Here is a 20,902-nt window from a genome sequence, read left to right as displayed (position 1 = left end):
GGTGTCTCCAAACATCGACCTTCAAGTGACCGACGCGAAGCTGGAGTACCGCGGTTTCCGGTACATCGCCCGCACGGCCACCACAGGAGCCGTGGCCACCGAACCCCTCGTCGTACTCGGTGGTTCTTCGCAGGACCGGTTCTCCTGGCTGCGGTACGAACGATGGCTTCTGCCGCACACCACTGTGCTGACCTTGGAACTGCCCGGCTACGGGGCAGCCGACCCTCTGCCCGTCGCGCACGGCATGGACTTCCTCGCCGACACCGTCCGCCACGCCACCCAAGCCCTGGACCTGGGCCGGGTCAACGTGTTCGGCGCCTGCTTCGGAGCCTCCATCGCCCTCCGCCTCGCCCAACGCCACCCCGACCATGTCGCGCGGCTGATGCTCGGCGGCACCGCGGTCGAGATCTCCCCCGAGTACGCCGCGGCGGCCAGGCGATGGCGCCTCATGGCCGACGACGGACTGTTCGACGCCTTGGCCCAGGACATGGTCGAACAGTTCATGGCTCCACCCGGCCACGGGGCCGTGCGGCGACGCGCCGCTGTGGCACGCCTGATGCTCCAAAGGTTCGCCAACCTCACCGAACGCGAACTCGCGATGGACATCACCCACCACGAACGCCTCCAGTCCCACCCGTGGAGCCTGCCCGAGTCACCTGTCACCGCACCGGTGCTCGTGTTCACCGGCGAACACGACACCATCACCCCACCCGCGGTGGGGCGGCGCGTCGTCAAGGATCTCGGCGGCCGATTCACCACCATCACCGAATCCGACCACCTGGTCCAGATCGAACGCGACACCGAGCTGGCCGACCTGATGGCCCGCTTCTTCACCGACCAGCCGCTCGACGACCTCCCGTACCTCAACCCCGTCGAGCACTTCGCCCGCACCTGACTCCTACGTCCCGGTCACAGGCGGAAGTTCCGGTGGCACCACAGGAACAGGTCGCGGGATTCCTGGAGCCACTGGTCGGCCATGCCCCTGAAGGCGTTCTGTGTGGCCCAGCAGGCGAGTGGCAGGGTGCGGGTGCCCATCAGGTACGGCTGCTGGTCGGTGCTGTCGAGGTCGTAGACCGACAGCGTGGGGGCGAGGCGCTCGATGTTCCAGGCGTTGGCCGCCGCGGCGGCCAGGGCCAGTTGGTCCTCCGTGAGGTAGCGGTCGTCGGTGGCCGTCACAAGGAGCATGTCGTTGCTGGTGATCCTGAAGGTGAGCCGGACCTTGCGCTCGGCCTCGGGATGTTCCAGCTCCAGGCCGACCGAGGAAGCGTCGGCCTCGTAGGGGCGGCGCTGCCGGGTCATCCAGCCGTTGACCAGGCGCCGCCAGTGCACCCTCAGCTCGAGCGGCTGCTCCGGGGCGGGCTCACCTGGCATCGCGTACCGCCTCCCGCAGCATCCGGGCGCTGAGCCCCGCGTCCAGGAGCGCAGCGACCTCGGGCGGCAGTCGGCGCGTGTGCGGAGCGTTCGGGGACGGCGGTGCGTCGGCCACCCGTACCGGAGCGCTGTCCCAGGCGAGCCAGGCGGCACCCGTGGCCACCGCGAGTTCGGGCTCGGAGACGGTGAGCACCGGCTGCCCCGAGCGCTCGGCGAGGAGGTCGCCGACCATCGGGAGCCGGGAGCTGCCGCCCACGGGCACGATCAGGTCGAGGTCCCCCCACTCCAGGCCGTGCGTGCGCAGGACGCGTTCGCACTCCTCGACCGTGTCCGACAGCATCGGTCGAATGGCCGCTTTCAAGTCGGCCTGCGTCAGCGTGACCTCGACCGGGGGATCCAGCATCGTCAGCAGATCGGAGTGCTGGGAGGAGACGGACAGCTGATGCTTGAAGGTGGTGCACGCCTCGGCCAGCAGGATCGCACGCCGCAGCACTCCGGGGTCGTCGGAGCCCGCGGCGGCCTGCCGCAGCTCCGCCACCGCCTCGGGGCAGCGCTCCTGGACCAGCGCGAGCACGGCGCGGTCGATGGCGATCCCCCCTGCGTCGGCGAGCCCGCCGGGCGAACCGAGCACGGCGAAGCCCTCCGTGCTGCCCTGGGCCACCGCCACGTCGAAGGTGCCGCCGCCCAGGTCGTAGACGAGGACGGTACGGTCGCGGTCCATGCCGTGGTCGTGCAGGGCGTACACCGTGGCGGCCACCGGCTCGGTGCGCACCTCGACGACCTCCGGCGGCAGCCCCGCCGCCTCGGCGGCGGCCAGCATCAGCTCGCGCCGGTTGCCCTCCCAGGTCGCAGGCACGGTGATCACCACACGGGAGGGAGCGGCATTGACGGCGGCCCCGGCCTGCTCCACGAGGAAACCGAGCACTTCCGTCGTCAGCTGCACGGTGGTGAACCGGCGCTCGCCGAGCTGATGCGGGAACGCCTCGCCGAACTCCCTCTTGAACTCCGCCCGGAACCGCTCGGGACGCCGCAGGCGTGAGTTCAGCGCGGCCTGCCCCACCACGGTCGAACCGTCGGGGAGCAGGCACACGGCGCTGCGCACCGACGTGGCGCCGTACGGGCTCACGGGATCGCGCACCGGGAGCGGCGGATGGCCCCGGCGCAGGATGACCAGGGCGGAGGTCCAGGTGCCGAAGTCGATGCCGTAGACCGGCCCGGCACCGCCGCCGCTCACGGCGCGTCGAACTGGGTGGGGTCGAAAGCGGCGCCCAGCCCGTCGGCCGTCGTGCCCTCGGCGTCGGCCTCGTGGGCCCCGGCCGCGGTCGGCTCGATGCCGACCGGGTCCTGCGGGGCGGTGTCCGCGGCCGTGGCGTCGCCGGGCGCGGTGTCCTTGGTGACGTCGACGGCGGGGCGGGCCAGGGCGGCTCCCAGGGCGGCGTCGGCGACGGCACCGACGGCCAGGTCCGCGGCGATGTCCTTCGCGGCGGCCGCCCCGGGCCTCCCGGGCGGCCGCAGCCGGGGGCCCGGCGGGGGCGCGGGCACGGCCAGTCGCTCCACGCGGGCGCGCAGCCGGTCGAGTTCGCCCTGCAGGCCCCGGTAGCTCTGCTGCCGGGCCTGCAGCTCGCCGCGCCGCCTGGCCAGGTCCGCCTTGGTCTGCCCGGTCGCCGCCCGGAGCCTGCGGGTGGACTCCGTCAGTGATTCCTGCTGGGCCGCGAGCTGGGCGTTCAACTCCGCTATCAGGGACTGGGTGAAGTCCGCGTAGGTCTGGTTGAAGGACTCCGTGGCGTGCCGGCGGCTCGCGGCGATCTCCTGGCTGACCAACTGGAGCAGCCGCGCCGCCCGTTCCCGCTCGGCGCGCTCACGCAGATCCTGCCGGTGGTTCCTGACCCCGTGAACGAACCCCATCGTTCCCAGCCCCAGGAGCAGTGCGATACCGCTGAAGGGTTCCACGAGAGCGACCACACCGCCCGCGCCGATGCCCGCCATCCCGGTGGACCAGCTGGCCCGGAACTGGTCGAAGAACCGGGCGGGGCGGACGTTGAGCGGGACGGTGGGCACCGCGATGGCCGGAGTGAAGGGCGGCTTCGAGACCTCGGGCGAGGTGAGTTGCAGGCTGGTGCGCTCGGCGAACTCCCTCATGATCGACACAGCCGTCGCGGCCAGCTGGTCGTGCGCGGCGGCAAGGGCCTTGAGCATGTCGGATGCCACCTCGCCGACCAGTTCGTCCGCCCCCGGGTCGGCGCCGGCGGTCACCTTCTCCTGATACTGGCGCAACGCCGTGTCGAAGGCGCCCTGGAGCGCGGTCCGGGCGGGCCGGGTGTCGAGGTCGAAGCGGCGGCGCAGTTCCGTGCGCCACTCCGCGCTGCCCGCGGACAGCTCCCCGAGCCTGGCGGTGGTCTCCGCCACCTCACGGCGGATGCGCTCCAGGGACTCGTCCGACTCCAGCGCCGCCAACTCGTTGACGAGCGGGGAGCCCGCCGTCGCCACGGCGTCGCACAGGCCGTCCAGCGCCCGTCGAAGCTGGACCGCGCCGCTGGTGGTGGCGAGGCCGTCCCACAGCGCGTGGCCCAGCTCGGAGAAGCCGGAATCGGCGAGGAGCTGGTCGTCGGTGCGGTCCCTGAGCCACTTGAGCTTGCGGAAGGCGGAGACCGGGACGATCACCAGGCCGTCGGCCGGGCGGCCGGTGCGCGCGGAGATCTTCTCGCGGGCACCGGCGACCACGGGGGAGGCGTCCCTGACCTTGTCGGTCTTGGTGACCGTGGTGATCACCACCTCGCACTTCTCCAACGCCCGGCCCAGGAAGTCCAGTTCGTAGGTGGCCAGCGGCTCGATGGCGTCGCACACGAAGACCAGACCGTCGGCCCGCTCGAGGAAGGAGTGGGTGGCCGCGGTGTGTTCGGGGTTGACGCTGCCGACACCGGGCGTGTCGATCAGTACGAGCCCGGTCTCCAGCTCGGGTACCGGGGCCTGGATCTCCACCAGCTGGACCCCCTTGTGGTTGCGGGGGTTGCCCTGCTCGGTGACGAACTCCGGCATGCGGTCGAGGCCGACCTCCAACCGCTGGACGGCACCCCGCCCCCCGTCCGGGGCACTCAGGTGCACCACGGCCCGCTCGCGGGGGCCCCAGGCGAGGGTGGACACCACGCACGTGGCCACGTCCACGTCCACGGGGAACAGACCGGGCCGTTCCACCAGGGCGTTGAGCAGCGTGGACTTGCCACGCTTGTACTCACCGGCGACGACGACATGACAGGTGCCCTGCTCCAGACGGGCCTTGGACTGATCGAGGAGCTCCCGCTGCCGGGGCCCCAGCTCACCGGACAGCTCCGCGGTGAGCTTCGGGAACGCGGCCAGGACGTCCGAACGCAGGCGGCTGAAGGCGTTGTCCTGCATGGTGGTTCACCCTTCGTCGGGCAGATGCCGGCGCAGAAAATTGGGGGCGAGCTGCCGGTAGTAAGGCGTCAGGGACGGCTCGATCAGCAGACTCAGGAGGCTGCCGAACTGCCCGTCCCACTCGCTGCCGGGCTGCCGCCCGCGTGCGAGGCCGTCGAACAGCTCGTCGTAGAGGTGGAACAGGCGGGTGCGCAGGTCCCGGTAGGCCCCGGTGGTCAGTCCCGCGACCCCGGGGTGCGGGAAGCGGCCGACCGGACGTGACCACTCCGCACGCGAGCGGTGGGGCTCCTTGAAGCGCAGGTCGGTGTACTCGACCAGGCGCCGCGTCGACCAGTTGAGCACCGCCGTCGCGAACGGCGGGAAGAGGTCGGCGCCACCGGCCGGATCGGGACGCAGGACGAACAGCGGCAGGCGGGCGTACACGTGGGGCGCGCCGTCCTGGACGACCGGCACGGGCAGGGGCCAACCGATGCCCGCTTCCATGGGGACGAGCTGGCGAAAGGCCCGAGTGCGGCGGAACTCCCGGCACAGCGCTTCGGAGCGCGGCACGGCGGGGTCGTCCTTGGCGTCGCTCAGCGCGACGCCGGGGTCGTCCGTGGCGTCATTCATCGGGCGTGCCGCCTCCCTCACTCGCCCCACTCATCGGGCGTGCCGCCTTCCTCACTCAGCTCACTCGCCTCACTGGGCTCCGGCTCACCAGGCAGTACGTAGGCGACGACCTCCTGCGGACGCAGCAGCGCCTCGCCCCACAGGTAGCCCGGCCGTACCGTCTCCGCGATGGCGTCGCAGCGCAGCCCCGAGGGGGCGTCACGGGTGGCCACCACGCTGTGCCGCGCGGGGTCCACGGGGCCGGAGTCCTCTACGGGGACGACGCCGGACGCGGCAAGGGCGGCCAGGACGCTGCGGCGCACCCAGTCCAGGACGGGCTCCTCGGGCGGATCGGGCTCCGCGGTCAGCCCGGCGAGCCGGTCCAACAGCGCGATGAGCGGTGCCGCGGACGCCGGTACGTCCGGCTGCGTCGCCGGTCGCCGAGTGTTGTCGTCCTTCGCCGTCATGGGCGCACCGCCTGCGACGAGCCCGCGGCGACGAGGAGATTGCCGGAGTCCTGCCAGGCGCCCATGAACTCGTCAAGGGGCACCTGCAGGCCCTGGCCCTCGGGGTGGCCGGAGTCGTTCAGGACGACCATCGGGTGCGCCGGGTCGCTGTTGTCGATGCCGGTGACCCACACGGCGTGGTTGGCGTCCTGCCCGGGGATGCCCGAGGTGTCGCCCACGGCGGTGTCGTCCCCCGGGCCGTGTCCGGGCGTCCAGATCTCGTCCGCGTCCAGGCCGACGATGGCGGCGCCGCCACCCGCGAGCACTCCCTCCAACTGTTCCAGGGACGCGTCCTCGACCTGCTGCACCGGGACACCGTGCCGCTCGAGGAGGTTCCCCAGGTCGTCCGGCGCGGTGCCCGTCCCGTCGAAGCCGTCCTTCGCGGCGGCCTCGGCGATGAGTTCCTCCTCGCTGATCCGCTGGCCCGTCAGGTACTCAAGGACCATGCCCTGGGCGCCGATGGCACAGGCACCCTCGCCCTGGTGCTGCTGCCACACCCCCATCGCCTCGCCCGGGTCGCCGAGGACGGCACCGGGATCGCTCCGGGCGGGGTCGAAGTTCGCCAGGCCGGGGCCGCCGTCAGGAGCGGGTTCGGCCGCCACGGCCGCTGCCGGGTCGTCGAAGGGGTACGCCGGATCCGCCAGGACCGTCGTTTCCTCGCCGGGCCCGGTGTCCACCTCCGGTGCGACGCCGGGGTCGACACCGGGGTCGTACGGATCCCAGCTCATGGCTTGCTCCCTCCGCCGTCCTGTCCGGTAGGCGTGTCGTCCCCGTACAGCAGCGCCTGCGCACGAGCGACGAGGTCCGCCACGCGTTCGTACGAGCGCAGCACCACCCGCGCCACGGTGAGCGTGGGCCGGTCGAGCAGGGGATCGCCCGCGCGTGCGGCCCAGTGGCCGACGTGGGAGCGGGCGGTCGCGAGCAGGACGTCCACCGGGGTGCCGGGCGGCAGGCCGAGCCGGGCGGCGCAGCTGGTCCCCAGCTCTCCGGTGACCGCGAGCAGTTGGGACTCCTCCCGCGCCGTCAGGCTCAGCCGCCCGCGGTAATGGGCGCCCAGCGCGGCGAGTTCGGAAGGGCCGGGGTCGGTCACCCGCATGCTCTCCAGGAGGTCCGCGACCTGGTCGGCGACCGCGGGCGGCCGCCGCCCCGCACGCTGGGCGGCGGCCCGCAGCCGGGCCACCTCGTCGGCGATCTCCCGCTGTCCGTGGTCCAGTTTGATCAGTGCCGCCCGGTTGCCGAAGTGCCGCAGGACCAGCTCCCGCAGTTCGGTCACCCCGCTGCGTTCGAGGAGCGCCCGGCGCACCGCGTCCTCGCCGAGGCCGTCCCGGAGGAACGCGCAGGCCAGGAACACCCCCCAGGCCCCCAGGCGGTCCACCAGGGTGGCGCGGACTCCCGCGGGGACGGGCAGGTCCGGATACTCGCGTACGCAGAAGAGGTTGACGTCCTCCATGCGGTCCGCCAGCCGCCGCGGCGGCACCTTCGCCAGGTCGGCCAGCGGGTCGAAGCCGTTGGACGCCATGCACTGCGCCCCGGCCCCGAGGAGGCCCGCGACCGGGACGACGGTGCGGAACACCCGCTGGACGGAGGGGCGTTCCAGGTAGGAGTCGGCGATGCGGCGGGCGGTCGCCATCGGGTCGTAGCCGTACGGGTCGGCGGGCATGCCGTCGGAGTCCGTCTCGCCCACCGGGGGCCAGTACTGGTCGCTGCGGGAGAGCACGCCGAACGCTTTCAGGGGGCTGACCACCTCCCCGTAGGTCCCGGCGAAGGAGTCCACCGCCTGCTGGTCGGCGCGGCCGAGGCCCCGGCTGAAGACGAAGACGACGGCGTCGGCCCGGTCCATCTCGGCCGCGCTGTCTGCGTGGACCGAACGCGCGTCCTGCCCCAGCTCGTCGAGCACCCGCGCGGCCTCGTCGCGCTCCACGGGGTCGTCGATGCCGAGGAAGGCGAGGGTGTTCTCGGCGTCGGTTCCGTGCACGCTGCCGAGGCCGGGGGTGTCCACGAGCCGGAAGCGGCGCAGCAGGGCGCTGGGGCGCCCCACCTCCACCTTCCGCACGGAGCGCAGGAGACGAAGGCCGCCGGGGTCGCGCACCGTCAGCCGGGACAGCGCCGCGGGAGCCCACTCCTCCGGCGTCCGGCCGTCCTTGAAGTGGACGAGCAGCCGACGGCGTTCGGCATGGTGGAACTCGCAGACGTTGAACGTCAGCTCCAACTGCCCGGTGTCGGAGACCTCCTCGCCGAGCAGCGCGTTCACCAGCGTCGACTTGCCGCGCTTGATCTGTCCGGCCACCGCCACCCGCATCGGCTGCGCCAACCGGGCCCGGGCGGCGCGCACCACGGCCGGGAGGTTCCCCGCCGCAGGGTCGCCGGGGCCCACCGTCCTGGCGATCCGGTCGAACACCTCGCCGTGGGGCGACGCGGGGTCCGGCAGGTCGGACATGCCCTCACCACCCCGCGGCTGTGCCATGTGATCCCCCGAAGCCGGCTCGGGGTCGAGGCTCGCCCCGTGCGTCGGCCAGTCCAGGGTGGCAGCCCGACGGATCGCGGGGGAGGGGTTGTCGGCAACTGTTCCCGGCCTGGGGCGCATGGTGCGAAGAGGGGGGCGTATGGCGGAAGTCCGCGCGCTCGGGCAGCGCCCTGTGCGTATTCCCTCTCCACCGCACCGAGTCGTACGGTGGTTGCTCTGGGTGATCGGGGGATACCGGGTGGACGTCCACGACCCGGCAGCGCGCTGCTGGGAACTGTCGAGGGAGTACTGGCAGGCGGCGGGCGCCGGGCTGCCGACCCGGCAGCTCTTCGAGCAGCTGGTCGAGCACGGACGGCTGGCACTGGCGGCCCGGCGGGAGGCCGGATCCGGCGCCTTCACCGCGTACACGGAGGCGGACGTCGCAGGGGTGCTGCTCGACGCGTACGGCCGCGAGCTGACGACACATCAGGCCAAGGGCTGGACATACCAGCAGGTCAGGGCCCACGCAGCGGCCGCCGACGAGTTCACCCCCTTCGTCGGACCGGACAAGCTGCGGCACTACCTGACGGGCCGGGCGCACTACGAGCTGGAGGAGGGCCGGGCCGACGAGGCACTGGCCCTGGTGGACGAGGCCGACCGGCTGCGGTGCGAACCCGCCACCGGCACCATGGCGGGCTACGCGCACGGCGACCTGCGCGCGCTGAAGGCCGCGGCCCTGCATCAGCTGTACGACTCGGACACCGCCCTCGACGTCCTGGCTCCGCTGGAAGCCGAGCTCGGCGCTCTCCTCCCGCGGGGGCCGGTGCTCGCCACTGACGACGAGGCGGTGCGCCGCCTCCAGGAGGAGTTCGCACGGGACGGGGGCGGCGCGGTGAACCTCGCCCACGCCCTGGCGGCCTCCACCGTCTACCACCAGATCCTGGACACCAAGGCGGGCGCGCTGCGTGACAGCGGCCGCCCGGCGGAGGCCGAGCAGGTGTATCTGATGCTGATGCCGCACTACGCGGCGTCGGGGCTTTCGGAGGTCGGCCACATCCAGCTGGCCCGTGTCGCGCTGGACCAAGGGGCGACGGAGCGCGCGCGACAACGCCTCGACCTCGCCGCGCCGCTGTTCGAGGACCCCTCGGAGAGCGACCGTACGTCGATGCGCGCGCACCTGCGGCTGGTCCGCGGCGCGGCGTACTGCCGCATGAGGGCCGAGGTGGCCCGGCAGTCCGGACGCCATCGCGAGGCCCTCACCTGGTGCGACCGGGGCGAGACCTTCCTGGCCGCCCGCCGTGACGACTCCCTCGGCGCGATGCTGCAGACCGAGAGGGCCAGGGCCCATCGCGCCCTGGGGAACGCGAACCGCGCGGCGCAGGCGTACCAGCAGGCGGCCCACGCCCTCGACCGGGTCCTGCGGATTCCCCTCGGGCACCGCTTCGACACGCTTCATCTGCGGTACCGCAGGCCGGTGTTCGAGGAGGCGCTGGCCGCCGCCGAGGAGACCGGCCGCGCGCGGCTTGCCGCCGTGGTCACCGATCTGCTCAAGGCGCGGGCCTTCTCGGCCCGCCTCTCGCTCGCGCGCTCGGCCGGGCCCGGCGAGTCCGGTGAGCGGGGCGGTCCGGACAGGGCGCGCTTCACCGAGCTGACCGGAGCGATCAGCCGGGCCGAGGGCCGGGGCCGGCCGGAAGAGGCCCACCGGCTGTACGAGCAGCGGGCCGCGCTGCTCCTCAAGATCCGTGCGGTGGACACCCGATGGCATTTGATCAGGGACGATCCACCCTTCGACCCCGCCACGCTCACCGGCTACCTGGCCGCGTACGGAGGCGACGCACCGGGCGGCAGGGGCCGCTGCGTCGCCCTGAGCCTGTACGAACGTCCCGGCGGAGTCCTCGCCCTGCTCGCCACCCCCGACGGCTGCCTGCGGATGGGCACGCGCGTATGGGCCAAAGGCACCCGTCGCGCCCTCGACGCGTACGAGCGCATGCTGGACGAACCACAACAGGCGCCCGAGGACCTGGACTTCTGGGGCCGCAACGGAATCACGCTCGGCGATCTCGTCCCCCAGGCCTTCGCCGACGAGGTCGCCGCCAGCGGCACCTGCCTGCTGGCGCCGCACGGCCGCCTGCACGCCCTGCCCTGGACGGTGGTACGTCACCGGGACCGCCACCTGGTCCGGGACACGGCCCTCGGCGTCGTCCCCAACCTGGCCTGCGTACCGGCCCTCGACCACCGCACCGACGCACCGCTCCATGTGGCACTGCTGGGAGTCACCGAGCCGCCCGCAGGCAGTACGCCGATCCCGCAGGTGGGCCAACTGGTGACGGACCTGGCCGAATTCCTGGGACCCGAGCGGCTGTTCGGCGAACCGGCCGTCGGTCCGGCCGCCGATGCCGCCGCCCTGCGGGCCCTGTTGGACTCCGGGCCACCGCCCCCCGACCGGACGGCCGTGCTGCACATCGCCACGCACGGCATCCGCGACCCGGGGGCGCCCTTCCGCGCAGGCGTGCAGATGGCCGACGGCGAAGTCGAGACGGGCGAGATCCTCATGGGACGCATGTGCTTCGAGGAGGTCGTCCTCACCGCGTGCAGCACCAGTTTCCGCGCGGCGGCCGACCTCAGCGGCGGACACGGGGCGCTCGTCGGAGCGCGACCGGGGGCGCCGCGGCCCCTGGCACTCGCCGGAGACGTGGCCAACGCGCTGGTCCATGCCTTCCACGAGGCGGGCGCGGCCTTCGTGCTCGCCAGTCCGGTTCCGGTGCGCGCGCGACTCGCGAGCCACCATTCCCTGACGTGGTTCGCCCACCGGGCCGCGGGCCGCGACCCGTTGGAGGCCGCCCGGAGCGCCGCCGTGGCGCTGCTCGACGCGGGCGACGCGCCGCGACAGGTCGGAAACTGGGCCGGGATCACGGCCTACGGAGCACGATGACCCATGACCCCCTGGGGGACGACGATGACGGAGAACACACCGACACCGGAAGAGGCGGCGCGGATGATGCGCGACCGGTTCGACGCGCGGACCGGACCCGTCCCGGCCGCGGTCGACCCGGACGCATCCAAGCCAGACACATCCCACCCGGACGCACCCGACCCGGATGTATCCGAACCGGACGCGGCCGACCCGCCGCTGGGCCATTCCAAGGGCCACTGGACCCCCGCGGACCGTCCGCCCCCGCCGACGAGCCCGCCCCCCGCCCCGCCGCAGCCCGCGTGACCCCGTGCCATCGGGCCTGATCGGACTGGTGGCCCTGCTGTTCGTGGCAGTGCCCGGCCACCTCTACCTGGTGCGCTACGAGCGGCACAGCGTGCGCGAACGGCCGGGCGCCGCCCGGGAGATCGCCGAACTCTTCGCGGTGGGCACCTTCGTGACGCTGGCCTGCGTGGCGGGCGTCTTCGTCCTCGCCGAGGCGGTCCCCGGCCTCGCCACGCTCGACGGCACGGCGTCCGGCGCGGCCTACGCGCGCTCGCACCCCTGGCGGTTGGCGCGCTCCGGCCTCCTGGCGCTCGCCGTCAGCGCGCTCGCCTGCGCCGCGCTGGGGGAGCTCCGTGGCCGCCGCAACGGCGGCACCTGGTCCAACGCGGCGGGAACCGTGTGGTCCGAACTCCTCAAGCCGTCCCGCGGAGAGGCCGACCCGCACGTGGAGATCCTGATGGACGACGGCACGCGCGTCCACGGGAGGGGCCACATGGTCTCCGACGAGCGGGACCCCTACTTCCGCGACGTGGCCCTGCACCACCCCATCGTGATCCACACCGAGGGCGAGGAGCGGCCGTACCCGTCGGACGCGGACTACGTGATCATCCCCGGCGCGCATATCCGGCTCATCCAGATCACCACCGTCCGCGCGGACCGGCACTGACGCCTTGCCGCGCCCTGCCCCGCAACGGTCTGTGCCTCCGGTCCCCTCGGCCCGGAACGCGTGGCCGCGACCGCCTCACCGCAGCTGTCGCCGCACCAGTTCGTGCAGGCGCCCACCCGTGTCCGCCAACAGCGCGGCGGGCGCGCCCTGTTGGACGATGCGGCCCTCTGACATGACGACGACGCGGTCGGCGTCCATGACGGTGGAAAGACGGTGGGCTATCACGACGCGGGTGGCGTCGAGGGCGCGTGTGCTGTCCGTGACCGTGCGCTGGGTCTCGTTGTCGAGGGCGCTCGTCGCCTCGTCGAAGAAGAGGACGCGGGGGCGGCGGATCAGGGCCCCGGCGATCATCAGGCGCTGGCGCTGGCCGCCGGAGACCGCCCCGCCGCCGGAGATCATCGTGTGCAGGCCCATCGGCATGCGCTCGATGTCCTCGGCGAGGCCCGCCATCGCGGCGGCCTCCCACGCCTCCTCCTGCGTGAACGACTCGGCGCCGCAGATGCAGTCCAGGATCGAGCCGGTGAGCGGCTGGGCGTCCTGCAGGACCACGCCGCACTGGCGGCGCACCGCCGACCGGTCGAGAGCCGCCAGGTCCTGCCCGTCGTAGAGCACGCTGCCCGAAACCGGCTCGTCGAAGCCGATCAGGAGGCGCAGCAGTGTCGACTTGCCGCAGCCGCTCGGGCCGACGACGGCGACGAACTCGCCGGGCCGGATCGCCAGGGACACGTCGTCGAGGACCAGCGGGCCGTCGTCGGCGTACCGGAAGGACAGGGAGCGCGCCTCGATCCCGCCCTGGAGCCGGCCCGGCTGGGTGCTCCCGGTGCGGACTTCCGGCACCGCGTCGAGCACCGGCTTGATCTGCTCGAACATCGGGAGCACCGCGGCCGCCGAGAGCAGCGCGCCGGTGAGCTGCGTGACGGACGTCAGGAGCATCGTCACGGCGGTGCTGAAGGTGAGGAACTCGCCCGCGGTCAGGCTGCCGCGCTCCGGGCCCGCGAGCAGGACGAACATGATGAGCGTGCAGAGCGGCAGGTAGACCGCGTTCAGGACCGTGGTGACGTTCTTGATGCGCCCTGCCCGGCGCTGCAGCTCCCGGCTGCGCGCGAACTCCCCGGCCCATGCGGCGTATGCGAAGCTCTCCGCCCCGGCGACGCGGAGTTTGGGCAGTCCGCGCAAGGTCTGGAAGGCCTGGTTGTTCAGCTTGTTGCCGAGCTCCACCAGGCGCCGCTGCCAGCGCAGTTCCCACAGACCGAGGGTGAGGAAGACGGCGGCGATGACGGCCAGCATCGCCAGTGCGGTCAGGGCGAGGGGGACGCTGTACAGCAGGAGGAGCAGCACGTTCATCGCGCCGATCGAGGCGGACTGCAGGGCCACCGGGGCGAGGCCCGAGAAGACCCGGCGGATCGCGCTGACGCCCATCGCGGCGCTCGCCAGTTCCCCCGTGGAGCGGGCGGCGAAGAAGCGCGTGGGCAGCCTCAGGAGCCGGTCCCAGACCGCCGGTTGGAGCGCGCTCTCCATGCGCCCCTCCATCCGCAGGACGGTGAGGTTCTGGAGCAGCGTGAACGCCGCGGAGACCACGCTGGTGACCATGACGGCCAGGGACACCTGGACGATGAGGCCCTTCTCGGCGTTCGGCACGAGGACACCGAGCACCTGCCCCGTCGCGATCGGCACCAGCGCGCCGATCGCGACCGTCACCAGCGAGGCCAGCGCGAGCCTGCGCACGTCCCCGCCACTGCCGCGCAGACCGAAGCGGGCGAGGCGCCAGGGCGTCAACGCCCGGTCCGGCAGCGGGCGGTAGAACATGACCGCCCGCGGTGCGAACTCCTCGGCATTGGCCGCGTCGACGCGGCTGCGCCGCCCGGACGTGGGATGCACCGACTCGTAGCCGCCGCGACGCCACAGCAGCGCGACCGGCGCGCCGCTCGCGGCACGGTGTCCCACCAGCGGACCGGAGTTCTCGCGCCACCAGCGGCCGTCGAGCCGGACGGCGCGCGTACGGATCCGCGCGGCCACCGCGATCTGCTCCACCGGGTCGATCCGGTCGCTCACCGCACCGCTCTCCGCGGCGTCGGCCAGCGTGATGCCCGCCGCCTCGGCGACCAGGCGGCACGCCGCGTACGTCGCGTCGTGGCCGCCACGGAACCCGGTGGTGCGCGCGCCCCGCCCGCCGGAGCGGCCCATGGAGGCGATCAGCGTCCTGTCGGCCTGCTCGCGGACGCTCTCGCCCGCCTTGATTCCGGCGGCCGTACGGTCCTCGTGGGCCCGCTCCAGACGCTCGATCCAACGGTCCAGGGTGGCGAGAAGCCGGTACTGCTGGTCGACCATCCGCTGCCACATCGCCGCGTCGACGAGCAGGTCGCCCGCGGCCTGTTCGCTGTAGGCGGCGCCGTACTGCACGCTGCCCGGAGCGACCGGCATCCAGAGGATGTCGTCGTCGGCCACGGCGCCGTCCGCCGCGTCGGGAACCTCGCCCGTGCCGCGGCCGTCGAGCGGCGCCTCGAACAGGACCCGGTGGCCGCGCCCGATGCCGAGCGCGAAGGCGTGCTCCAGGAGGCTCAGCGCCGCGTCCTGGGTGTCGTATCGGCTGGGGTACTGCTGCTCGTACGACCAACTCCCGCCGTATTCCGGCCGGTACAGCTCGCGCAGCGGGATCCGGCGCAGCGCGCAGCCGTGCAGGGGGCGGCCGACGAGGGTGTGCTGGGGGCCCTCGACCGGGCCGAGGAGCAGCGTGCCCGGTTCGAGGCGGCCCAGGTAGTGCCAGTGGCCCTGCTGCGCGGCATCGACGGCGAACAGGTCGAGGGCGCCGGCCTCGACGAGCCACAGCACCTGGGGGCCTTCCAGGTGCGCGCTGCGCAGCCCGGCGCAGTCGACCGGTGTGCCGAGGGCGCCGAAGGCGGTGGCGACCGGGTCGGCCGTGGGGTCGGGGTATCCGTGCCGGCGCGGTGCGGACGTCACCTCAGTGCTCCTTGACCAGGTGGGCGTAGGGGCCGCCCGCGGTGACGAGGTGTTCGTGCCGTCCGCGCTCCACGACCCGGCCGTGGTCGAGCACGACGATCTCGTCGCTGTCGCGCACGGTGCTCAGGCGGTGCGCGATGACGACGCAGGCGCAGCCGCGGCGGCGCAGATTGTCGATGATGGTCTGCTCGGTCTCGGCGTCGAGCGCGCTGGTCACCTCGTCGAGCACGAGGATGCTCGGGCGCCGTACCAGGGCCCGTGCGATCTCCAGGCGCTGGCGCTGCCCGCCGGAGAAGTTCCGCCCGTCCTGCTCGACCCGGCCGTGGATGCCGCCGGGCCTGCGGGCCACGACCTCGTACAGGCAGGCGTCCTGGAGGGCGGTGACGACGGCGTCGTCGGGGATCGACGGGTCCCAGAGGGCGACGTTGTCGCGGACCGTCCCCTCGAAGAGGAAGACGTCCTGGTCGACGAAGGAGACGGAGGCGCAGAGCGCGCCGCGCGGAATGTCCTCCAGGCGCTGCCCGTCGATGCGGATCGTGCCGTCCCACGGCCGGTGGAGCCCGGAGAGGAGCCGGGACACGGTCGACTTGCCGCTGCCGGAGCCGCCGACGAGCGCGACCTGCTGCCCCGGGCCGACCGTCAGGGAGAACCCGGTCAGGAGCGGCTTGTCGAGGGGGCTGTAGCCGAAGGTGATGTCGTCGAGGGTGACGTGGCCCTTGAGGCGGCGTGTGCTCGCCGCCGGTTCCGGGCGGGAGTAGAGCGCGTCGACGGGGAAGTTCTCGACGTCCTTGAGGCGGGCGACGTCGGCGGCGAAGTCCTGGACGCGGCCCGCGACGCCGTTGAGGCGGGTGATGGGCGCGGTGAAGCGGGTCACCAGCGCCTGGAAGGCGACGAGCAGCCCGATCGACAGCTGCCCCTCGACGGCACGCAGGCCGCCGATCCACAGGATCAGCGCGCTGTTGAGGGTCGCCAGGGTCGGCGCGACCACACCGAGCCAGGCGCTCGGCACGCCGAGGCGCTGCTGCTCCTCGAGGGTGGTGGCGTGCTGGCCCGCCCAGCGCCGGAAGTACCCGTTCTCGCCTCCGGTCGCCTTCATGGTCTCGATCAACTGGAGTCCGGTGTACGAGGTGTTGGTGAGCTTGGCGCTGTCGGCGCGCAGCTTCTGGGTGCCCGTGGCGCGCAGCCGGATGACGACGCGCATCGCCACGACATTGAGCAGGGCGATGCCGACGCCGACGAGGGTGAGCTGCGGATCGTACGTCCACAGCAGGGCCGCGTAGAGGAGGACGACGATGCCGTCGACCCCGGCGGCCGTGAGGTCGCGGGCGAGGGTCTCGGCGACCGCGTCGTTGGACGCCAGGCGCTGCACGAGGTCGGCGGGGCCGCGCTGGGCGTAGAACGTGACGGGCAGGCGCAGCAGATGGCGCAGGAAGCGGGCGCTGCCGAGGGTGGAGGAGATGATGCGGCCGCGCAGCAGATTCGCCTGTTGCAGCCAGGTCAGCACCGCGGTCAGGGCGACCATCGCGCCCATCGACGTGAACAGCGCGCCGAGCAACGATGTCTGATGACCTATCAGGAACAGATCGATGTACGTCCGGCTGAGCGCGGGCAGCGCGGCGCCGACCGCGACGAGCAGCAGGCTGGCCAGGAGCGCGGCGAGCATCGTGCCCGTCGTGCCGCGCAGCCGCGCGGGGAGGGCCTTCATGAGGCCGGGCCTGCGGCCTCCCGGGCGGAAGTCCGGGCCCGGTTCGAGGACGAGGACGACTCCGGTGAAACTGGTGTCGAAGTCCTCGGCGGGCACGAAGCGGCGCCCCTTGTCCGGGTCGTTGACGTACACGCCCCTGCGGCCGAGACGGCGCCCCGTGCCGTCGTAGACGACGTAGTGGTTGAACTCCCAGAAGAGGATCGCGGGCGCCTCGACCTCGGCGAGCGCGGCGGGCTCCATCTGCATGCCCTTGGCGGTGAGCCCGTAACTGCGCGCGGCCTTCAGGACGTTGCTGGCCCGGGAGCCGTCGCGGGAGACGCCGCACGCGATCCGCAGCTCCTCCAGGGGGACGTGCCGTCCGTGGTGGGCGAGGACCATGGCGAGGGCGGCGGCCCCGCACTCCACGGCTTCCATCTGCAGGACGGTGGGCGTGCGAACGGTGCGCGGGCGCCTGACCTTCGGCGCGGCGCGCGGTGCCGCACGGCGTCGTCCGCGCCGCGGGGGTTCGGGGCGGTGTCCGCGTCGGCCGCCGGGGGGTGGCAGCGGCTGTTGGTGCGCGGGGGAGGGAAGGGGTGCGGTCACGGAAGCAGCCAATCGATCGGGCGCTGCTCGGCGAGGTGGAAGGCGCCGGTGGCCGGGGTCAGGGAGTCGAGCGCGAAGGGGGGCCCGCCGGTGGTCGACCAGGCGTAGCCGGACCTGGTGCGCGAGGACTTCTCCAGCCGTACGAGCACGGCGACGGGTGCTCCGTCCTTCGTGAACTGCCGGGCCAGTTCCTTGTCGCCGAGGAAACCGGTGATCCTCTGCCTGCTCTGTGCCGCCCGTCCGACGGCCTGCACCCGGCCGCGCAGCTTTCCGTACTCCTCGGTGGGCACGGACTGGACGGTGAGATCCACCGGGGCGCCGACGGGGACACCGGCCGCCCTGTCGGCGGGTACGTAGAGCATCGCGAGGAGCGGGTCGTCGGTGTCCGCCACGCGCTCCAGGGTCGCGACGTCGGCGCCGGTGGTGACCACGGTGCCGATCCTGGCCACGAGTGCGGTCACACGGCCCGCGGCGAGCGCGCGGACGACCTTGTCGCCCCGGTCCGTACGGACTTTCAGTACGGGAGCGCCCGCGGCGAGCCGTTTGCCCTCATCGGCGAGGACGCGGGTCACCTGACCGGTGACGGGGCTCTGCAGGACGTAGCTGCCCTTGCCGTACGTGAGGATTCCGGGCGCCCGGAGCGTCGAGGAGACCGAACCGGTCACGGCCCAGACGCTCGCGGCGGCCATGACGACCACGGTGACGGCGAGGACGAGCAGGCCCTGCGGGCGGGCGTAGCGCACCGGCACGTCGAGTTCCTCGGGCGACTGCAGCTTGGACAGGGCCTGTTGGCGGAACTGCACGGAACGCTTCCCTTACTGTGCCTGGCCGGTGGCGGCACCGCCCAGCTGGTGCCGGTGGCGTCCGTACGCCCCGGAACCTGAGGCTCCGGGGCGTACGTGTCATGCCGTCTCGGTGAGCGGAGGCTCAGAGACCGGCGGTCAGGCCGGAGGCCAGGCCCGTGACGGCGCCGGTGTTCACGCCGGTGACACCCTCGACCGTGCCGACGACGCCGCCGACGACGCCCGAGACCGGGGCGATGGAGTCGACGGTGCCGGTGACGTTGCCCACGACGCCGGAGACGAGGCCGCCGGCGACGTTGTCGAGGTCGGCGTCGGAAATCTCGAGGGTCTCGACCTGGGGGACGTTGTTCATGATGTGAGCTGCCCTTCTCATGAGTGGTGCACAGGTGTTTCGAAAACCGTGGAACCTGGGGATTCGAATTCCGCGGCGGCCTGGATCAAAGCATGTTCGCAGCTCGCACATCCAATCGGCCAAGTGACGGTCAGCCGCGGCTGCAGCATCGAATCACTGCTGCGTGCAGGCAGGTTCACCGCGCGGTGGCAGCTCCTTCACAACATTCACAGAAGGAAATGCGGCACCCGGAACGACTCATTCCAGCAAATCGGACACTCTCCCTCCAAAGAGCACGCCCTGTGGTCGATGCACGGAAATGCGAGAGGCGCGGGGACGGAATGGCATGACGGGGGTGCGCATTCGATGTGCAGGTTTACTGAAGGCGTGCGCAATCGGGGCCGAAGGGGACACCGGGGAACGACGGACCCGCGCGGCGCCGCGCCGACCCGTCGAGCAGGCCCGCTACCCCACGCGCTGCAACGCCCTCTCCCGGCGCTCCGCCACCCCCGACCCCGACTCCCGGCGCGCCATCCTGCGCAGCACCACGGGAGCGAGGGCCAGACCGAGCACGGCCCAGACACCGAGCACCGCGGCCGTCTCCAGGTGGCGCCAGGAGTCGGCGATCTCGACGTGCGCCGCGGCGTCGGGGAGCAGGGCGGAGCGCATGCCGAGGCCGAGCCAGTAGATGGGGGAGCACTGGGCGACGATCTGGAGCCAGTCGGGGAGGGCGGTGACGGGGTAGAAGATGCCGGAGATCGTGATCATGCCGATGACCGGGAGTTGGATGAGGCCCTGGCTGCGGGCGCTGGGGAAGAGGGAGCCCAGGATCGCGCCGACGGGCAGCGTCGCCACCATCCCGAGGACCAGGATCCACAGCAGTGTCAGCCAGGCCCCGGCGCTGTCCGCCGCCAGGCCGTCGATCAGGAACATGCCCGGAACGAGGAGGATCGTGAGGTCGGCGAGGAGGCCCCCGGCGACGGAGATCACCTTGCCGATCAGATAGCCGCGCATGCCGCCGGGCGTCGCCTTGGCCCGCAGCAGGGTGCCGTCCTCCCGCTCGGCCGTCAGGACCTGGCTCATCGTGACCATGCCCATCGCGGCGTTCATGCCGAGGATGCTCGGCAGCGCGAGGGTGCCGAGCAGCAGCCCGCTCGCCCCGAACTCCGTGTCCCGCATGAAGAACAGCGCGATGAGCATCAGCACCGGCCAGAGCAGGTGCGACACCAGCTCCGCGCCGTTGGTGAACGACTGGCGCAGTTCGATCGCGCCGCGGTCGCAGCCCGCTCGCAGAGCCGTGAGCGTGGGGTTCGCCGGGCGCGTCCGGCGCGCGAGGACGCTCATCGGGCCACCTCCGTCGTGCGCTCCCCATGCGCGGCGGCGGCCGGGCTGTCGCCGCCTCGGCTCCCGGGCTCGCGCACCAGCGCCAGGTACGTGTCCTCCAGCGAGGCCCGGCGGACCGTGAGATCGCCGATCGCCTCCCCGTGCTCGGCGAACAACTCCCGTACGAACCGCGTCGAGTCACCGGTCGTGCGAGTGAACTGCCGCCCGTCGCGCGTCCAGCTCACCTCGTCCGCGGCGGCCGTGCGGCGGGCCAGGTCCGCCGCGGAGCCGTCCGCGACGATCCGGCCGCCGGACAGGATCATGATGCGGTCGGCGAGCTTGTCCGCCTCCGCGAGGTCGTGCGTGGTGAGCAGGATCGTGGTCCGGTGGTCGGCGGCCAGGCCGTGGACCAGGTCGTGGAACTCGTAGCGGGCCCGCGGGTCCAGGCCCGCCGTGGGCTCGTCGAGGAAGAGGAGTTCGGGGCGGCCGACGAGGCCGATCGCCACGTCGAGGCGGCGCCGCTGCCCGCCGGACAGCGTCCTGACCTTGTCGCCCGCCTGCGCCGACAGGCCCACGGCGGCGAGGAGTTCATCGGCGTCCCAAGGCCGTGGCACCGGCCCCGTGGTGTACGGGACGTAGTACCTGCCGAAGTGCGTCAGGAGCTCCCGCACCCGCCACTTGCCGTGGTCCCGCCAGGACTGCAGGACGACACCCACCCGCGCCCGCCACTCCTCGTCGCCGCGCGCCGGATCCGTGCCGAGGACGCGGACCCGGCCCGCCGAGCGCATCCGGAAGCCCTCCAGGATCTCGATCGTGGTGGTCTTGCCCGCGCCGTTCGGCCCCAGCAGGGCCAGCACTTCGCCGTGCCGGGCGCGGAACGTCACGTCCCGCAGGACGTCGGTCGTGCCGTACCGCATGCGCAGCCCTTCGACGTCGAGCACGACGTCGTCCTCGCCGCTCGTGGTCATCATCGTCATCAATTCACCGTGATCGCAGGGGGGGTGGGGTCAGGGGGTGTCGCTCGCCGGGATCGGGC

General features: G+C 72.8%; 17 protein-coding genes. 4 read left to right on the top strand and 13 right to left on the bottom strand.

Translation table 11 applies throughout. The annotated features are described in order from the left end of the window. Positions 1-25: 25 nt before the first annotated feature. Positions 26-895 carry an alpha/beta fold hydrolase gene (locus ACZ6AA_RS09845; RefSeq protein ID WP_468482030.1) on the top strand — a complete coding sequence of 290 codons (870 nt, stop codon included), beginning with the start codon at positions 26-28 and terminating at the stop codon, positions 893-895. Between the two features lie 14 nt (positions 896-909). On the opposite strand, the gene ACZ6AA_RS09840 is transcribed toward ACZ6AA_RS09845, so the two are convergent. Genes ACZ6AA_RS09840 through ACZ6AA_RS09810 form a run of 7 tightly spaced genes read right to left on the bottom strand, consistent with a single transcriptional unit; the run spans position 910 to position 8,295 of the window. Further along, a complete protein-coding gene (locus tag ACZ6AA_RS09840) occupies positions 910-1,371 on the bottom strand; it encodes a hypothetical protein (RefSeq protein ID WP_468458239.1) in 462 nt (153 codons plus the stop codon). Continuing rightward, on the bottom strand, positions 1,361-2,605 hold the full coding sequence (locus ACZ6AA_RS09835; RefSeq protein WP_468458238.1) for an Hsp70 family protein: 1,245 nt from the start codon (positions 2,603-2,605) through the stop codon (positions 1,361-1,363). Before ACZ6AA_RS09835 ends, ACZ6AA_RS09840 begins: the two co-directional genes overlap by 11 nt. Next, on the bottom strand, positions 2,602-4,764 hold the full coding sequence (locus ACZ6AA_RS09830; protein WP_468482031.1) for a dynamin family protein: 2,163 nt from the start codon (positions 4,762-4,764) through the stop codon (positions 2,602-2,604). Before ACZ6AA_RS09830 ends, ACZ6AA_RS09835 begins: the two co-directional genes overlap by 4 nt. 6 nt (positions 4,765-4,770) lie before the next feature. Continuing rightward, a complete protein-coding gene (locus ACZ6AA_RS09825) occupies positions 4,771-5,373 on the bottom strand; it encodes a hypothetical protein (protein WP_471457267.1) in 603 nt (200 codons plus the stop codon). Between the two features lie 17 nt (positions 5,374-5,390). Continuing rightward, positions 5,391-5,819, bottom strand: a complete 429-nt coding sequence (locus ACZ6AA_RS09820) for a hypothetical protein (protein ID WP_471457265.1) — start codon at positions 5,817-5,819, stop codon at positions 5,391-5,393. Then, positions 5,816-6,586, bottom strand: a complete 771-nt coding sequence (locus ACZ6AA_RS09815; protein ID WP_471457263.1) for a C39 family peptidase — start codon at positions 6,584-6,586, stop codon at positions 5,816-5,818. The genes ACZ6AA_RS09820 and ACZ6AA_RS09815 overlap by 4 nt, the downstream gene beginning before the upstream one ends. Beyond that, positions 6,583-8,295 carry a dynamin family protein gene (locus tag ACZ6AA_RS09810; RefSeq protein ID WP_471457261.1) on the bottom strand — a complete coding sequence of 571 codons (1,713 nt, stop codon included), beginning with the start codon at positions 8,293-8,295 and terminating at the stop codon, positions 6,583-6,585. Before ACZ6AA_RS09810 ends, ACZ6AA_RS09815 begins: the two co-directional genes overlap by 4 nt. A 247-nt stretch (positions 8,296-8,542) precedes the next feature. Here ACZ6AA_RS09810 and ACZ6AA_RS09805 point away from each other — a divergent pair, with 247 nt between their 5' ends. Genes ACZ6AA_RS09805 through ACZ6AA_RS09795 form a run of 3 tightly spaced genes read left to right on the top strand, consistent with a single transcriptional unit; the run spans position 8,543 to position 12,164 of the window. Then, entirely contained in the window at positions 8,543-11,233 is a 2,691-nt protein-coding gene (locus ACZ6AA_RS09805) for a CHAT domain-containing protein (protein ID WP_471457259.1), read from the top strand. A gap of 3 nt (positions 11,234-11,236) precedes the next feature. Beyond that, the gene (locus ACZ6AA_RS09800; protein WP_468458224.1) at positions 11,237-11,518 is read left to right on the top strand and encodes a hypothetical protein; all 282 of its coding nucleotides are present in this window, start codon (positions 11,237-11,239) and stop codon (positions 11,516-11,518) included. Positions 11,519-11,522: 4 nt separating this feature from the next. Further along, positions 11,523-12,164, top strand: coding sequence for a DUF6338 family protein (locus ACZ6AA_RS09795; RefSeq protein WP_468482035.1), 642 nt, complete (start codon positions 11,523-11,525; stop codon positions 12,162-12,164). A gap of 75 nt (positions 12,165-12,239) precedes the next feature. Here the strand turns inward: ACZ6AA_RS09795 and ACZ6AA_RS09790 are convergent, their stop codons facing one another. The 6 genes from ACZ6AA_RS09790 to ACZ6AA_RS09765 all read right to left on the bottom strand — a co-directional run bounded on the left by ACZ6AA_RS09790 (position 12,240) and on the right by ACZ6AA_RS09765 (position 20,834). Next, entirely contained in the window at positions 12,240-15,122 is a 2,883-nt protein-coding gene (locus ACZ6AA_RS09790) for an NHLP bacteriocin export ABC transporter permease/ATPase subunit (RefSeq protein WP_471457256.1), read from the bottom strand. A gap of 1 nt (position 15,123) precedes the next feature. Next, positions 15,124-17,409, bottom strand: a complete 2,286-nt coding sequence (locus tag ACZ6AA_RS09785; RefSeq protein WP_468458218.1) for an NHLP family bacteriocin export ABC transporter peptidase/permease/ATPase subunit — start codon at positions 17,407-17,409, stop codon at positions 15,124-15,126. Continuing rightward, complete coding sequence (locus tag ACZ6AA_RS09780; RefSeq protein ID WP_468458216.1) at positions 17,406-18,212, bottom strand: hypothetical protein; 807 nt, start codon at positions 18,210-18,212, stop codon at positions 17,406-17,408. Before ACZ6AA_RS09780 ends, ACZ6AA_RS09785 begins: the two co-directional genes overlap by 4 nt. Positions 18,213-18,336: 124 nt before the next feature. Further along, positions 18,337-18,564 (bottom strand): type A2 lantipeptide, encoded by a 228-nt coding sequence (locus ACZ6AA_RS09775; protein WP_468458214.1) that lies wholly within the window; start codon positions 18,562-18,564, stop codon positions 18,337-18,339. A gap of 444 nt (positions 18,565-19,008) precedes the next feature. Continuing rightward, positions 19,009-19,887 (bottom strand): ABC transporter permease, encoded by an 879-nt coding sequence (locus ACZ6AA_RS09770; RefSeq protein WP_468482038.1) that lies wholly within the window; start codon positions 19,885-19,887, stop codon positions 19,009-19,011. Next, positions 19,884-20,834 (bottom strand): ABC transporter ATP-binding protein, encoded by a 951-nt coding sequence (locus ACZ6AA_RS09765; protein WP_468458535.1) that lies wholly within the window; start codon positions 20,832-20,834, stop codon positions 19,884-19,886. The genes ACZ6AA_RS09770 and ACZ6AA_RS09765 overlap by 4 nt, the downstream gene beginning before the upstream one ends. Positions 20,835-20,902 lie beyond the last annotated feature (68 nt).

This window comes from Streptomyces sp. NPDC040610, assembly GCF_055594065.1.
This window is presented reverse-complemented; position numbering and strand designations above follow the sequence as displayed.